The sequence below is a fragment of the Diplocloster modestus genome (assembly GCF_019042245.1).
GTDB lineage: Bacteria > Bacillota > Clostridia > Lachnospirales > Lachnospiraceae > Diplocloster > Diplocloster modestus.
Genome location: NZ_JAHQCX010000004.1, coordinates 44655 through 60768, shown reverse-complemented (window position 1 = coordinate 60768; position 16114 = coordinate 44655). Strand labels below are relative to the sequence as shown.

General features: G+C 50.0%; 14 protein-coding genes. 13 read left to right on the top strand and 1 reads right to left on the bottom strand.

Annotation, left to right across the window (positions count from 1 at the left end; genetic code table 11):
- Positions 1-87: 87 nt before the first annotated feature.
- A complete protein-coding gene (locus KTH90_RS25295; protein ID WP_158350032.1) occupies positions 88-294 on the bottom strand; it encodes a helix-turn-helix domain-containing protein in 207 nt (68 codons plus the stop codon).
- A 124-nt stretch (positions 295-418) separates the two neighbouring features.
- On the opposite strand from KTH90_RS25295, the gene KTH90_RS07320 reads away from it, so the two are divergent.
- The 13 genes from KTH90_RS07320 (at position 419) to KTH90_RS07260 (ending at position 16092) form a co-directional block, all read left to right on the top strand.
- Positions 419-775 (top strand): hypothetical protein, encoded by a 357-nt coding sequence (locus KTH90_RS07320; protein ID WP_158350031.1) that lies wholly within the window; start codon positions 419-421, stop codon positions 773-775.
- A gap of 489 nt (positions 776-1264) precedes the next feature.
- Entirely contained in the window at positions 1265-3187 is a 1923-nt protein-coding gene (locus tag KTH90_RS07315; RefSeq protein WP_158350030.1) for a DNA gyrase/topoisomerase IV subunit B, read from the top strand.
- A 13-nt stretch (positions 3188-3200) separates the two neighbouring features.
- On the top strand, positions 3201-5447 hold the full coding sequence (locus tag KTH90_RS07310) for a DNA gyrase/topoisomerase IV subunit A (protein WP_158350029.1): 2247 nt from the start codon (positions 3201-3203) through the stop codon (positions 5445-5447).
- A 141-nt stretch (positions 5448-5588) separates the two neighbouring features.
- Complete coding sequence (locus tag KTH90_RS07305) at positions 5589-7013, top strand: spore germination protein (protein WP_158350028.1); 1425 nt, start codon at positions 5589-5591, stop codon at positions 7011-7013.
- A gap of 454 nt (positions 7014-7467) precedes the next feature.
- Positions 7468-7698 (top strand): acyl carrier protein, encoded by a 231-nt coding sequence (acpP, locus tag KTH90_RS07300; RefSeq protein ID WP_158350027.1) that lies wholly within the window; start codon positions 7468-7470, stop codon positions 7696-7698.
- Positions 7699-8637 carry an enoyl-[acyl-carrier-protein] reductase FabK gene (gene fabK / locus KTH90_RS07295; RefSeq protein ID WP_158350026.1) on the top strand — a complete coding sequence of 313 codons (939 nt, stop codon included), beginning with the start codon at positions 7699-7701 and terminating at the stop codon, positions 8635-8637. It begins immediately after the preceding gene.
- A 257-nt stretch (positions 8638-8894) separates the two neighbouring features.
- Positions 8895-9815 carry an ACP S-malonyltransferase gene (gene fabD / locus KTH90_RS07290; protein WP_158350025.1) on the top strand — a complete coding sequence of 307 codons (921 nt, stop codon included), beginning with the start codon at positions 8895-8897 and terminating at the stop codon, positions 9813-9815.
- A complete protein-coding gene (gene fabG, locus KTH90_RS07285; RefSeq protein ID WP_158350024.1) occupies positions 9809-10549 on the top strand; it encodes a 3-oxoacyl-[acyl-carrier-protein] reductase in 741 nt (246 codons plus the stop codon). Before fabD ends, fabG begins: the two co-directional genes overlap by 7 nt.
- Entirely contained in the window at positions 10546-11781 is a 1236-nt protein-coding gene (gene fabF, locus KTH90_RS07280) for a beta-ketoacyl-ACP synthase II (protein ID WP_158350023.1), read from the top strand. Before fabG ends, fabF begins: the two co-directional genes overlap by 4 nt.
- 114 nt (positions 11782-11895) lie before the next feature.
- Complete coding sequence (gene accB, locus KTH90_RS07275) at positions 11896-12342, top strand: acetyl-CoA carboxylase biotin carboxyl carrier protein (RefSeq protein ID WP_158350022.1); 447 nt, start codon at positions 11896-11898, stop codon at positions 12340-12342.
- A 148-nt stretch (positions 12343-12490) separates the two neighbouring features.
- Positions 12491-12916: a 3-hydroxyacyl-ACP dehydratase FabZ gene (gene fabZ / locus KTH90_RS07270; protein ID WP_158350021.1), complete on the top strand. Its 426-nt coding sequence runs from the start codon at positions 12491-12493 to the stop codon at positions 12914-12916.
- A gap of 9 nt (positions 12917-12925) precedes the next feature.
- Entirely contained in the window at positions 12926-14269 is a 1344-nt protein-coding gene (locus KTH90_RS07265) for an acetyl-CoA carboxylase biotin carboxylase subunit (protein WP_158350020.1), read from the top strand.
- Positions 14263-16092, top strand: coding sequence for an acetyl-CoA carboxylase carboxyltransferase subunit alpha (locus KTH90_RS07260; RefSeq protein WP_158350019.1), 1830 nt, complete (start codon positions 14263-14265; stop codon positions 16090-16092). Before KTH90_RS07265 ends, KTH90_RS07260 begins: the two co-directional genes overlap by 7 nt.
- Positions 16093-16114: the final 22 nt, after the last annotated feature.

Below are 16114 nucleotides of genomic sequence, written 5' to 3'. Positions count from 1 at the left end.
TGCTTACCGCCGTCTGCCGGTTCCGGGTGTGGATTTTATTCAATAGGAGCACATTCCTATTGAATAAAAAAAAGCCTAAAAAGGCTTTTAATCATTCTCTTTTTTGTATTGTACAATATCTTCAATATTGCAATCCAAAATATCACACAAATATTCCACCGTGTGTAAAGTAATACCCTGACCGTGACGGAGTCGATAAATCGTGCCCTTGCTGACATTATGCTTTACAATTAACGCGTAAGTTGATATGCCTTTTTGCTTTAGTGTTTTCCATAAAGGTTCATATGTAATCATTTTTAATCCATTCCCCTTTTTTTCTATTATAAATTTAAGTATTTTTTAATCATAGACCTAAGAATCAGGGGTCAGATTTATGACCTCCCTGAAAATTGAGGTATGGTGAATGAGGAGGAGTCTAATGAACATACCACAATCAGAGTCGGAAAAGTTTTTATTAGAAAAGCTGAAACAACTATTCGGCAAAGAACCGGCTGAAAATATTACGGCTGAGCTTCAGGACATATTGATCGATCTGAAGAAACAGCGTATGGAAGAGATACTCGATCGGGACGATAAATTACAACAGTACAAAAAAGAGGAAGATGAGGCGGCGGAATCCTATTTTGAGATATACCGGGATCTCTCACAGGCTCAGATTGATATAATAGAGAGTTTTATGCTGACCAGGGACTGTACCATGGAAAGGACTTCGGACTTGTGCTACGCGCGGGGAGTGTTGGACGGTCTTAGGTTTTTTATCAGCGGATTATATTGAGAAAATACGGGCCTGGGAGCTGGTAGCTCTGGTGTCAGGCTAAGTTTAGATTGTCAGCGGTCCGGCGTAAATTGTCAGCGGTAAAATTGGCGGAATGAATCGGTTGGATAATTGGCTGAAAAAATCAGCGGGATCAATTGGCTGCGAAATATACTTGCGGTCTGCAGTATTTTATATTATAATAATACAAACGTATGTTCTTGACATGGAGGGCGTTCATGCGGACTGGAATATGACTGCGCACAGATGCCGGGGACGTATACTATTTCTGATGGCCATAATGCATGCCCTATGGGCGTGCGCGCAGCTGATCAGCACGACAAAGTATAGGGAATTTTTTACGGATACGGGAGAATGATTGGAAAATAGAACCGCTCCTGTGCTATAATCAAAAAGATGTTATGGAAAGGGTACGCGGCGCGTACCTTTTGTGGGTGTTAGTATTGGAAATACAGACGAAGCATTTAGAATTAAGCAGTGAGGTTAGCTATGACGAAGAATGTAAAGTATGATGCGGACAGTATCTCTGTACTGGAAGGATTGGAAGCGGTCCGGAAACGGCCAGGCATGTATATCGGCAGTGTGTCCCGGAAGGGTTTAAACCATCTGATCTATGAGATCGTGGATAACTCGGTGGATGAGCATCTGGCTGGTTTTTGTGACAAAATATGGGTATACCTGGAAAAGGACGGATCGGCCACAGTCAGTGATAACGGACGTGGGATTCCAGTTGGTATGCATAAAAAAGGGATGTCGGCGGAGCGGCTTGTATTTACCACGCTTCATGCGGGCGGTAAGTTTGACGACTCCGTATATAAGACCAGCGGCGGTCTGCATGGGGTGGGGTCTTCGGTGGTAAATGCCCTGTCGGCTTATCTGGATATCAAGGTCAGCCGGGAAGGGATGATCCATCATGACAGATATGAGCGGGGCATTCCGGTAATTGAACTGGAAAACGGCCTGCTGCCGGTGGTGGGAAAATCCGCTAAAACCGGAACGACGATTAATTTTCTGCCGGACGACACGATTTTTGAAAAGACCCGTTTCAAATCGGATGAGGTTAAGAGCAGGCTTCACGAGACAGCCTATCTGAACCCGAAGCTTACGATCATTTTTGAAGACCGGCGGGGAGAAACAGTCGAACATATCGAATACCATGAGGAAGACGGCATTATCGGCTTCATCAAGGATCTGAATAAAAATGTGGATCCCGTACATGATGTGGTTTATTTAAAAGGGGAATCCGAAAATATCATGGTGGAGGTCGCTTTCCAGTACATCAACGAATTCCGGGAAAATGTGCTGGGATTCTGCAATAACATTTATAACGCGGAGGGCGGTACCCATCTGACCGGATTTAAAACCGCTTTTACCAACGTGATCAACAACTACGCCAGGGAACTGGGGATTTTAAAAGAGAAGGACACGAATTTTACCGGCGCTGATGTGCGCAATGGGATGACGGCGGTGGTGTCCATCAAGCATCCGTCCCCGCGGTTCGAAGGGCAGACCAAGACAAAACTGGACAACCCTGACGCCACCCGGGCGACGGCCAAGGTGACAACGGACGAGGTGATCCTTTTCTTTGATAAAAACCTGGATACGCTGAAGAATGTGATCGGATGCGCGGAGAAGGCTGCCAAGATCCGGAAAACGGAGGAGCGGGCGAAGACCAACCTGTTGGTAAAGCAGAAGTTTTCCTTCGATTCCAACGGAAAGCTGGCCAACTGTGAGAGCAGGAATGCCGGTGAGTGTGAGATCTTTATCGTAGAGGGGGATTCCGCCGGCGGCAGCGCGAAGACGGCCAGAAACCGGATGTATCAGGCGATCCTGCCGATCCGCGGTAAGATCCTGAACGTGGAAAAGGCCAGCATTGATAAAGTCCTGGCCAATGCGGAGATCAAGACCATGATCAATGCGTTCGGCTGTGGCTTTTCGGAAGGCTACGGGAATGATTTCGACATCACGAAGCTGCGGTATGAAAAGATTATTATCATGGCTGATGCGGATGTGGACGGCGCCCATATTTCCACGCTGCTGCTGACTTTATTTTACCGTTTTATGCCGGAACTGATCTATGAGGGACATGTCTATATCGCCATGCCGCCTTTGTATAAGGCGATCCCTTCCAAAGGGGAGGAAGAATATCTCTATGATGACAAAGCGCTGGAGCACTACCGGAGAAGACACAAGGGGCCGTTTACGCTGCAGCGTTATAAAGGGCTTGGTGAGATGGACGCAGAACAGCTCTGGGAGACCACATTGAATCCCGAGACCCGGATGTTAAAGCTGGTGGAGATCGAGGATGCCAGAATGGCTTCGGAGGTAACGGAGATGCTGATGGGTACGGAAGTTCCTCCCAGACGGGCATTTATCTATGAACATGCCCAGGATGCGGAACTGGATATATAGGAGGTGAAGGAATATGCAGGGAACACAGGAACAGATAATCAGGACGGAATTCTCAGAGATCATGCAGAAATCCTACATCGACTATGCGATGAGCGTTATCATAGCCAGAGCACTTCCTGATGTCAGGGACGGTTTAAAACCGGTTCAGAGAAGAACGCTGTACGATATGTATGAGCTGGGAATCCGCTACGACAGGCCCTATCGGAAGTGCGCCAGAATCGTGGGGGATACCATGGGAAAATACCATCCCCACGGAGACAGCTCCATCTATGAATCCCTGGTTGTGATGGCACAGGATTTTAAAAAAGGGATGCCCCTGGTAGACGGGCACGGGAACTTTGGTTCGATCGAGGGGGACGGAGCGGCGGCCATGCGGTATACGGAAGCACGCCTGCAAAAGATCACACAGGAAGCTTTTCTGGGGGATCTGGATAAGAATGTGGTGGACTTCATTCCCAATTTCGACTCTACGGAACAGGAACCGGAGGTGCTTCCGGTCAGAGTGCCGAATCTTCTGGTCAACGGTTCGGAGGGAATCGCGGTGGGTATGTCCACCAGCACACCGCCCCATAATCTGGGCGAAGTAGTGGAAGCGGTCAAAGCCTATATGAGGCATCCGGACATCACCACAGAAGAACTGATGCAGTATGTGGAGGGGCCTGATTTTCCTACCGGCGGAATCGTGGTCAACAAGGATGAGCTTTTGGACATTTACCGCACAGGGAGCGGAAAGATCCGCCTGCGCGGCAAAGTGGAAGTGGAAGCGGTGAAAGGCGGAAAAGAGCGCCTGGTCATCACGGAGATCCCGTATACCATGATCGGAGCCAATATCGGAAAATTCCTGAATGATGTCTTTAGTCTGGTAGAGACGAAAAAAACAAGCGACATCGTAGATATATCGAATCAGTCCTCAAAAGAGGGAATCCGCATTGTAATCGAGTTAAAAAAGGGGGCAGACTCCCAAAACCTGGAAAATCTGCTCTACAAAAAGACAAGACTGGAAGATACCTTCGGGGTAAACATGCTGGCGGTGGTAAGTGGCCGTCCAGAGACCATGGGGATCAAAGATATTATCCGCCATCACGTGGATTTCCAATATGAGCTGACGACGAGAAAATATCAGACACTTCTGCAGAAGGAACTGGAAAAGAAAGAGATACAGGAAGGTTTAATAAAAGCCTGTGATGTAATCGATCTGATTATCGAGATTTTACGGGGCAGTAAAAATATAAAAGACGCCAAAGCCTGTCTGGTCAACGGCGAAACTGGTCCCATAAAATTCAAGAGTAAATTCTCTGAAAAAGCCGCCGCCCAGCTGCAATTTACAGAGCGGCAGGCTCAGGCAATCCTGGAAATGCGGTTGTATAAGCTGATCGGACTGGAGATCGAGGCGTTAATGAAAGCACACAAAGAGACGCTGCGCCGAATCGAAGATTACCAGGAAATTCTGGAACTCCCCTCGGTCATGTCCCGGGTAATCCAGGAAGAGATGGATGCGATCGTCTCCGAATACGCGGTACCCCGCAAGACCAGGATCGAGAATGCAAAAGAGGCGGTCTTCGAGGAAAAGAAGATCGAAGAGCAGGAAGTGGTATTCCTGATGGACCGATTCGGATATGTCAAAACGATCGACGTTTCCGTCTATGACCGTAACCAGGAAGCGGCCGATGCGGAGAACAAATACGTAATTAACTGTATGAATACGGACAAGATCTGTGTATTCACAGACACCGGCAGGCTCCATCTGGTCAAGGTGATGGATGTCCCATACGGCAGATTCCGGGATAAGGGAACACCGATGGACAACCTGGGGAATTATGACAGCAGCGGAGAAAACATCGTCTATGTCAACGCCCTGGAACATATCCGCGGTGAGAAGCTTCTATTTGCCACGGAACAGGGTATGTTAAAACAGGTAGACGGCAGCGAGTTCGACGCGTCGAAACGAACGATCGCAGCTACCAAGCTGGCGGATCAGGATAAACTGGTCAGTGTGAAGATCTCAGGAAACTGTACACAGATCGTGCTGCAAACGGTAAGCGGTGTATTCCTGCGTTTCGCGCTGGAAGAAGTGCCCGAGAAAAAGAAAGGGGCGATCGGCGTCAGGGGAATCAAACTGTTAAGAGGGGACTCCCTGGAGCATGTCTACTTCCTCCAGGAAGGACAGGACACCGATGTCCAATATAAGGAAAAGCATGTCCAGCTCAACCGGCTGAAAATCGGAAAGCGGGATACCAAGGGATGTAAGATCCGCCTGTAATGCCCGGCTCATTTGAAGAAAGACGCAAGTCCCGCGCATAAGACAATTGCATTCAGCACATAAGATACCTCTTTTCTAGACATACTAGTTATAGCGCCATGGAGTATGGTGCTGCATCTGTCTGGAAGAGAGGTTTTTTGAGTGAATAAGGACATATCAGCTGTATTAAAGAATAATATTGAATACTTGAATTCGGAACTGAATACGGATAAGAATTTTGACATCATATGCCGGACATTGAAGATCGCGGACCGGCAGGCCGGGTTCTATTTTATAGACGGCTTTGTCAAAGACGATATCATGGAAAAAGTGCTGGAATTTTTCTATGGGATTAAGGCGGAAGAGATGGCAAAAGACATGCATGAATTTTCCCATCAATTCCTTCCGTATGTGGAAGTGGACATCCTGAATAACTGGAATGCTATTCTTACCAATATTCTTTCTGGTGTGCTCTGCCTGTTCATAGACGGGTATGATTCCTGCCTGGCGATCGACTGCAGAACTTATCCCATGCGGAGCGTGGAAGAACCGGAGAAGGATAAGACGCTGCGGGGCTCCAGAGACGGTTTTGTGGAAACGGTCGTCTTTAACACCGCGCTGATCCGAAGAAGAATCCGCAGTCCAAAACTATCTGTGGAGATGCTCCAGGTCGGGAAAAGCTCCCGGACCGATGTGGTCGTGTGTTCCATGGATGACCGGGTGGACACCCAGTTCCTGGAGCGGATGAAGGAACGCATTAACAGCATTCAGGTAGATTCCCTGACCATGAACCAGGAAAGCCTGGCCGAATGCCTGTACCACCGGAAATGGTTTAATCCCTTTCCCAAATTAAAACATACCGAACGACCGGACACCGCCGCATCCGCTCTTCTGGAGGGCAATATCATCATTCTGGTGGACAATTCCCCCTCCGCCATGATACTTCCAACCTCTATTTTTGATATTGTGGAAGAAGCGGACGACTACTATTTTCCTCCGGTCACAGGAACTTATCTAAGGCTGTCCCGCTTCGCCATCACCTTGATGACGTACTTATTGACACCCCTATTCCTTCTTCTGATGCAGAATCCCGAATGGATTCCCCAGAGTTTTGCATTTATCATGGTAAAAGATCAAGTCAATATCCCGATCCTGGCCCAGTTTCTGATTCTGGAGCTGGCCATCGACGGACTGAGACTGGCCGCTCTTAATACACCCAGTATGCTGACCACTCCCCTAAGCGTTATCGCCGCTCTGGTACTGGGAGAATTTTCCGTCAACTCCGGATGGTTTAACGCGGAAGTCATGCTTTACATGGCCTTCGTAGCGGTATCCAACTACAGCCAGGCCAGCTTTGAGCTGGGCTACGCGTTGAAATTTATGAGAATTATCACCCTGATACTGACAGCTCTGTTTAACCTGTTTGGATTCGTGGCGGGTGTTCTGATCACGATCCTTTCCATCGCCCTGAACCGCACCCTTTCTGGCAAGAGCTATCTGTACCCCCTGATCCCCTTCAATGGGAAACAGCTATTCCGCAGGATCTTTCGGATCAAGCTGGGATCCCAGAGCGGGAGGGAGTCTTGATGAAAGCTAATCAAAAAGTCATTTAACCGTCCATAATATCACTGACCCATCAGCATATAAACAGCCTTTTTTAAAGCAGGGGTGAGCGGGGTGGGGCGGCCTTTCGGAGCCGGGCGGCAAATCACGCGGGGCCAAATCACTTGAGGCCAGGCCATAGAACGGGTTACGCAGAAGGTGGGAGAACCTCGCAGGACCTGGAACACTGTCCGAGCCGATTTGTGGCGAGTTTGTTCCAGGCCCTGCCAATAAGAGGTTCTCCCGCCTTCGGAGTTACCCGTTCTTAGGTCTGGCCGAAGTGATTTGGCCCCGCGTGATTTGCCGCCCGGCTCCGAAAGGCCGCCCCACCCCGCTCAACCCGGACCATTATAAAAAAAACTATTGACAGAAGGTGTACTCGGGAGATATACTTTGAATATCAAAATATTTGTTTTTCAAAATAAAGGAGATTATAATCATGTTGGAAAAAATGAGAGAGATAATAGCAGAGCAGTTGAATGCGGATGAAGCGGAGATTTCCGAGGCGACTTCTTTTAAGGAGGACCTGGGCGCGGATTCGCTGGACCTGTTCGAGCTGGTTATGGCGCTGGAGGAAAATTATGAAGTGGAAATTCCTGCGGAGGATCTCACGGAACTGACTACGGTTGGCAAGGTTATGGATTACCTTAAAGCTAAAGGTGTGGAATAGATGAAAACCAGAGTGACTGAACTGCTGAATATAAAGTACCCGATTATCCAGGGCGGAATGGCCTGGGTAGCGGAACATTCCCTGGCGGCAGCGGTATCACAGGCCGGAGGCTTCGGCCTGATCGGAGCGGCCAACGCGCCTGTGGAGGTTGTCCGGGATGAGATCAGGAGAGCCAGGGAGCTGACGGATAAACCTTTTGGCGTAAATATTATGTTGTTGAGCCCTCATTCGAAGGATATCGCGTTGATGGTTACAGAGGAGAAAGTGGCTGCGGTGACTACCGGGGCCGGGAACCCGGAACCTTATATTCCTATGTGGAAAGAGGCGGGGATTCGTGTGATCCCGGTTATCGCTTCGGTGGCGTTAGCTAAGAGGATGGAAAAGCACGGGGCGGACGCGGTCGTGGCGGAAGGATGTGAGTCCGGCGGACACATTGGACAGACGACTACGATGGCTTTAGTTCCACAGGTGGCAGACGCGGTGCAGATTCCGGTGATTGCGGCCGGCGGTATTGGCGATGGCAGAGGAATGGCAGCTGCGCTGATGCTGGGAGCGGAAGCGGTTCAGATGGGAACCCGGTTTGTTGTGGCTGAGGAATCCATTGTACATCAGAATTATAAACAGAAAGTGATAAAGGCCCGGGATATCGATTCCGAGGTGACGGGTCTCACTACCGGCCATCCGGTGCGGTCGCTGCGCAACCAAATGACCAGAGAGTATCTGAAAATGGAGCAGGAAGGCGCTTCCTTTGAAGAACTGGAATATATGACGCTGGGATCCCTTCGCAAGGCAGTGATGGATGGCGATGTCAAGGGAGGTACGGTAATGGCCGGGCAGATCGCCGGATTGGTTAAGAAGGAGCAAAGCTGTGCCGAAATCATTCAGGAAATGCTCGGGGAAGCCAAGGCTTTGCTTAAGAAAGACTGGAACATAGGATAAAACATAGGGGACGTACACTTTCATCCGTATATTACGATTGATACCAACTAAAACGGAAGAGGCGTCTCCATTCTTTTGAATAAATGCTTTGAATATCAAAGTATATAGATGGATGCGGAAGCGGGATTTTACACCAGTAAATAATCCGAGGAATTCATTAAGCAGAGAATGGAAAACGCCTATGAAATAAACAAAGTAGATTCAATAGACTGATAAATGGAATGGCAGAGAAATGAAAATAACAGGAGAAATTCAGTATGAAACTAGCTTTTATATTTCCCGGGCAGGGGGCCCAGTATGCCGGCATGGGAAAAGAATTTTATGATCAGTTTGCAGAAAGCCGCCGAATATTTGAAGCAGCCTCGGATGTCCTTTCAATGGATATGAAGGAGTTATGCTTCGAGCAAAATGAGAGGCTTAATATAACGGCCTATACACAGGCGGCGATGCTGACGGTTTCGGCAGCGATGCTGGCAGTTATCGAGGCGGAGGGGATCCGCCCGGATGCGGCTGCTGGATTAAGCCTGGGTGAGTATGGGGCGATTCTGGCCGGGAAAGCCATGAGCTTTGAAGATGCGGTGGCAGTTGTGCGCAAAAGGGGAATCCTGATGCAGGAAGCCGTACCGGCAGGAGGTGCCATGGCGGCTGTTATGGGAACTGACGCAGAGCTGATCCGGAAAATTTGCGGGGAGACGGAAGGTATCGTGTCTGTAGCCAATTATAATTGTCCCGGTCAGATCGTCATAACCGGGGAGGAAAAAGCAGTGGCAAAAGCCTGTGAGTCACTAAAAGAGGCGGGAGCCAGAAGAACAGTGCCGTTAAAAGTCAGCGGACCATTTCACTCTGAATTATTAGAAAATGCGGGAATACAGCTGGAAGAGGTGTTAAGACCTATCGTGCTTCGGAAACTCCAGATCCCCTATATCACAAATGTGACGGCGGAATATGTGACAGATTCGGAAGAGATCAAACATCTGCTGGGAAGACAGGTCTATTCCTCCGTCTTATGGCAGCAGAGCGTGGAGCGGCTGATTGCGGACGGAACCGATACCTTTTTGGAAATTGGTCCGGGAAGGACACTTAGCGGTTTTGTGAAAAAGATCCAAAGAGATGTGAAAGTGATGAATATCGAAAAGCCCGATGACCTGAAGAAGATAATGGAGGAAATGAAATGTTAAAAGACAAAATCGCGCTGGTGACCGGAGCGGGCCGTGGAATCGGAAGGGCTATTGCACTGACATTAGCAGGACAGGGAGCTACGGTTGTCATCAATTACAGCGGCTCTATGCAGGCTGCCAAAGAGGTGGCAGAGAAGATTATGGAAAACGGCGGAACTGCCATGACCTATCAGTGTAACGTAGCGGATTTTCAGCAGGTGGAAAATATGATGCGGACAGTCGTTGAGAAGTTCGGGCGGTTGGATATTCTGGTAAATAACGCGGGTATCACCCGGGACGGCTTGATTATGAAGATGAGTGAGGAAGACTTTGACCGGGTGATGGATATCAATCTGAAAGGGACCTTTCATACGATCCGTCACAGTGCCAGGCAGATGATAAAGCAAAGGGCCGGCAGCATTATTAATATTTCCAGCGTCTCCGGAGTATTAGGAAACGCCGGGCAGGCGAATTATGCCGCTTCCAAGGCCGGAGTGATCGGATTGACTAAGACCATGGCCAGGGAATTGGCCAGCCGTGGGATACGAGTCAATGCGGTGGCTCCCGGATTCATACAGACCGACATGACCGACAGTCTTAGTGATAAGCTGAAAGAACAGGTTAAGACACAGATCCCGCTGGGACGGATGGGGGACCCGGATGAGATCGCCAGTGTTGTTGGTTTTTTGGCTTCTGATCAGGCCAGTTATATAACGGGACAGATTATTCATGTGGACGGAGGTATGGCGATATGAGAAGAGTAGTAATTACCGGTATGGGCGCGATCACCCCCATCGGACTCAATGTACAGGATTTCTGGGAAGGCTTAAAAGCCGGAAAAACCGGATTCCGGGAAATAACTAAATTCGATGCGTCCGAATACAAGGCTGGCATCGCGGCAGAAGTACAGAATTTCAACCCCAGAGAATACATGGATTTCAAGGCTGCAAAACGAATGGAGGCCTTTTGCCAGTATGCAGTGGCTGCGTCGGGAGAAGCTATAGCTGATGCGGACCTTAAGATCGAAGAGGAGGACCCCTACATGGTGGGCTGCGCGGTCAGCAGCGGTATCGGAAGCCTGCAGGCCATGGAGCGGGAACATAAGAAATTGCTGGATAAAGGGCCCAGCAGGGTGAACCCGCTGCTGGTTCCGCTGATGATCACGAATATGGCGGCCGGCAATGTGTCCATTCAATATGGATTGAAAGGCAAAAGCATCAATGTGGTAACTGCCTGCGCCAGCGGGACCCATTCGGTAGGAGAGGCTTACCGCAGTATTCAGACCGGCGATGCGGATGTGATGTTAGCCGGAGGCGCGGAAAGCTCGATTACCCCCATCGGAGTAGCCGGATTCGCCGCCCTGACTGCCCTGTCCACTTCCAAAGATCCGGACCGCTGTTCCATTCCCTTTGACAAGGAGCGAAATGGTTTTGTTATGGGTGAAGGCGCCGGCGTCCTGATACTGGAAGAACTGGAACATGCGAAACACAGAGACGCCCGTATTCTGGCTGAGGTAGTCGGATACGGAGCTACCAGTGACGCATATCATATCACTTCCCCCGCAGAAGACGGTGAGGGAGCTGCGCAGGCAATGCGCAGAGCCATTCAGGAATCCGGCGCAGGACTTCATGAGATTACCTACATCAATGCGCACGGTACCAGTACCCACCACAACGATCTGTTTGAAACCAGGGCGATTAAAAAAGTATTTGGGGAACACGCCTGCAGCCTCAAGGTTAATTCCACCAAATCCATGGTCGGACATTTACTGGGAGCCGCGGGAGCTGTCGAATTGATTGCCTGTGTCAAAACCATTACAGACAGTTATATCCACCCGACTGCGGGGTACCAGGTACCGGATGAAGAACTGGACCTCAACTATGTTCCAGGAAAGGGCATTGCCGAGGAAGTGGAGTATGCGCTCAGTAACTCACTGGGATTCGGAGGTCATAACGCCAGCGTGTTGATCCGAAAATATCGACCTTAAGTTCACCCATCCTTGAATAATAGGTGCAGTAAATGCGCCACTGGAGGTAAGGTTGAACATAAAGTTCACCCATCCCTGAATAAAGGCGCAGTAAATGCGCCACTGGAGGTAATCATGGAATTAGATAATATAATAAAATTGATCCATACAGTATCCGAATCCGCACTGTCCAGCTTTACACTGGAAGAGGGCGATATGAAAATTTCACTGGAGACCCGTCGGGACACCCAAACCGTGAATGTAAGTGGAGGGAATCCTCAGATAACCACCGCAGCGGTTGACCTCATCCCTTCGGCCGCAGCGGCACCGGACACGGAAGCCGTAACTGGCAATCTCATCAAATCCCCGTTAGTGGGAACCTTCTACAATGCTCCGTCACCAGATGCCGCAGCTTTCGTCCAGGCCGGCGACACAGTGAAAAAAGGTCAGGTTCTGGGCATCGTGGAGGCTATGAAACTGATGAATGAGATCGAAAGTGAATACGACGGAATCGTAGAAGAAGTTCTGATCGGAAACGAACAAATGGTAGAGTACGACCAGCCTCTTTTCCGCATCCGTTGACGAACTGGGACATGTCCAAATCGATCTGGGACATGTCCAAACGGAATGGACATGTCCCAAATCGAAATGGACATGTCCCAAACTGAAATGGACATGTCCCAAACTGAAATGGACATGTCCCAAATTCGAAGGGCAGGAGAATAGAGACATGGTTATGGATATTAAGCAGATTATGGAAACCATCCCGCACCGCCAGCCGTTTCTGCTGGTGGACCGGATCGAAGAGCTGGAGCCGGGCAAACGAGCGGTGGGGACAAAGTGCGTCACCTATAATGAACCTTTTTTTGCTGGACATTTTCCGCAGGAGCCTGTGATGCCGGGGGTATTGATCATTGAAGCCCTCGCCCAGGTGGGTGCAGTGGTTATTTTAAGCCAGCCGGAATTCAAGGGGAAAGTCGCCTACTTCGGTGCGATCAACTCGGCTAAGTTTAAGAAAAAGGTGTTACCCGGCGACGTGCTTTCGCTGGAAGTGGAAATGATCAAACAAAAAGGCCCGATCGGCGTCGGAAAAGCGACGGCACGGGTGGATGGGCAGATCGCGGCGTCAGCTGAGCTGACCTTTGCCATCGGATAGGAGTTGTCTATGTTTCAGAAAATATTAATTGCCAACAGAGGAGAGATCGCGGTCCGGATCATCAGGGCCTGCCGGGAGATGGGGATAAAGACCGTGGCGGTCTACTCACAGGCGGACCGGGATGCGCTTCACGCCCAGCTGGCCGATGAAGCTGTCTGCATCGGTCCTGCGCCGGCTGCGGAGAGCTATCTGAATATGGAGCGGATCTTAAGTGCTACCATCGCGGCGGGAGCGGATGCGATCCACCCCGGATTCGGTTTCTTGTCGGAGAACAGCCGCTTTGTGGAAATGTGTGAGAAATGCCATATTACTTTCATCGGCCCCCCGGCGAAAGTGATCAGCCGGATGGGAAATAAATCAGAAGCCAGACATACCATGATGGAGGCGGGCGTTCCGGTGGTGCCGGGTACAAAAGAAGCCGTGTATACGGTGCAGGACGGCAGGAAAGCCGCGGATCAGATCGGATATCCGGTCATTGTCAAAGCTTCCTCGGGCGGAGGCGGCAAGGGGATGCGAATCGTGGAAAAGGCGGAAGAATTCGAGGGACAGTTTTCCACGGCCCAGCGGGAATCCATAAACGCATTTGCCGACGATGCCATGTATATTGAAAAATATGTACAGCGTCCCCGTCATATCGAGTTCCAGATCCTGGCGGATCAATACGGTCATGTGGTACAGCTGGGTGAACGGGACTGTTCGATCCAGAGACGCCATCAGAAGCTGATCGAAGAATCCCCCTCCTGTGCCATCGATGAAAAACTGCGCAGAGAAATGGGTGACACGGCGATCCGCGCCGCCAAAGCAGCCGGTTACGAAAATGCCGGAACCATCGAATTCCTGCTGGACAGAGACGGCAGTTATTATTTTATGGAAATGAACACACGGATTCAGGTGGAGCATCCGGTAACCGAGATGGTGACCGGTATCGATCTGGTTCGGGAGCAGATACGCATTGCAGCGGGAGAACCCTTAAGCTTTACCCAGGAAGAGATCACCATCCGCGGTCATGCGCTGGAGTGCCGGATCAATGCGGAAAACCCGGCCAGACACTTTATGCCCTGCCCTGGAACTGTGACGAATCTGCATCTGCCGGGCGGCAACGGTGTACGGATCGAAACCGCCCTGTTCCAGGATTATATGGTTCCGGCCAATTATGATTCCATGATTGTAAAGGTGATTGTCTATGACAGAAACCGGGACCTGGCGATCCGTAAGATGCAGAGTACACTGGGGGAGCTGGTCATCGAAGGAATTACCACAAATATTGATTTCCAGTACGAGATCATCAATCATCCCGATTTTCAGAGTGGAAACACCAATACCCATTTTATTGAGGAGCATCTGTCATGTTAAAAGAAATGTTCAAAAAACCGGTCTATATAACGCTTAATAAGACAAAAGACAGCGCAGAACCCCAGGTGCCAGAGGGCCTATGGATCAAATGTCCGAAATGCAAGGAAATGCTTTACAAAGAGGACGTGGCCTCCAACCGCTATGTATGTTATAAATGTGGAGGATATTTCCGGGTGAAGGCAAAAAATCGGATACGGATGGTGGTGGACCGGCATACCTTTGAAGAGTGGGATGCGGATCTGTACGGCGGAAACCCGCTGGAGTTTAAAGGATATGAAGATAAATTGCAGCAGACAAGGGAGAAGACGAAGCTAAACGAAGCTGTCATCACCGGACAGGGGAAAATCTATGGAGAAGATACCGTCTTAGGAATCTGTGATTCCCGATTTATGATGGGAAGCATGGGACACATGGTCGGGGAAAAACTGACCAGAGCCATTGAACGCGCCACCGCCCGACGGCTTCCGCTGATCATCTTCACCTGCTCCGGCGGGGCCAGGATGCAGGAAGGGATGATTTCCCTGATGCAGATGGCCAAGACGGCGGCGGCCCTGAAGCGTCACTCCGACGCGGGCCTGCTCTATATATCCGTGTTGACCGATCCCACTACCGGAGGGGTTACGGCCAGTTTCGCCATGTTGGGAGACATCATTCTGGGGGAGCCGGGCGCGCTGGTGGGATTTGCCGGCCCCAGGGTTATAGAACAGACCATAGGCCAGAAGCTGCCGGAGGGGTTCCAGAGGTCGGAATTCCTGGTGGAACACGGAATCATCGACGGTATCGTAGAGAGAAAAGACCTGAAAGATACTCTGCACAAACTGATCCAGATGCATAAGCCCATTCAGAAGTGCAATTCGTTCCGGGAGAACAAGTCCGCTCATCTGCATAATGCTGTTCCGATGAACCAGGACAACGGCCCGGACACAAGAAATACAGAACCTATATATGCCGGCAATGTTTCAGACAGGTCTGGCAATCCGGTAAATGGAGCTGATCATCCGATAGACGGAGCTTTCAATCCTTCAGAAATCCATCCCGGGAAGGTAACGGCCTGGGAACGCGTCCAGACGGCCAGGATGCCGGACCGTGCCACTGCTGTGGACTATATCCAGACTCTGTTTGAAGATTTCATGGAACTGCATGGAGACCGTTCTTTCCGGGATGACGGAGCTGTAGTCGGAGGCCTTGCCTGGCTGGACGAAATACCGGTAACTGTAATCGGACAGCAAAAGGGACGTAATACGAAAGAAAATGTATTACGAAACTTCGGTATGCCGAATCCTGAGGGTTACCGCAAAGCGCTTCGTCTGATGAAGCAGGCGGAAAAATTCGGCCGTCCAGTGATTACTTTTGTGGATACCCCCGGAGCGTTCTGCGGGTTAGATGCCGAGGAACGCGGACAGGGAGAAGCCATCGCCAGAAATCTGATGGAAATGTCCGCGCTGCAGGTGCCGGTCCTTTGCATTGTCATCGGGGAAGGAGGCAGCGGCGGGGCCCTGGCCCTGGGGGTGGGAAATGAAGTCTGGATGATGGAAAATGCCATATACTCCGTACTGTCCCCGGAAGGATTCGCGTCAATCCTGTGGAAAGACAGCAAAAGATGTGATGAAGCGGCTGAGGTTATGAAAATAACCGCGTCGGATCTGTCAGAACTTAAAGTCATAGATAAAATCATACCGGAACCGGAGCCTGCAAAGCCCCATAACCTGGAAGAAATCTGCAGCCCCATGAAAACCGAAATCCAAAGATTCCTGCAAAGCTATCTAAGTAAGGACAAAGAAGAGATCACCCGCCAGCGTTATGAGCGTTTTCTGAAATACTAGAAATACGTATCCCCAAAGCCGT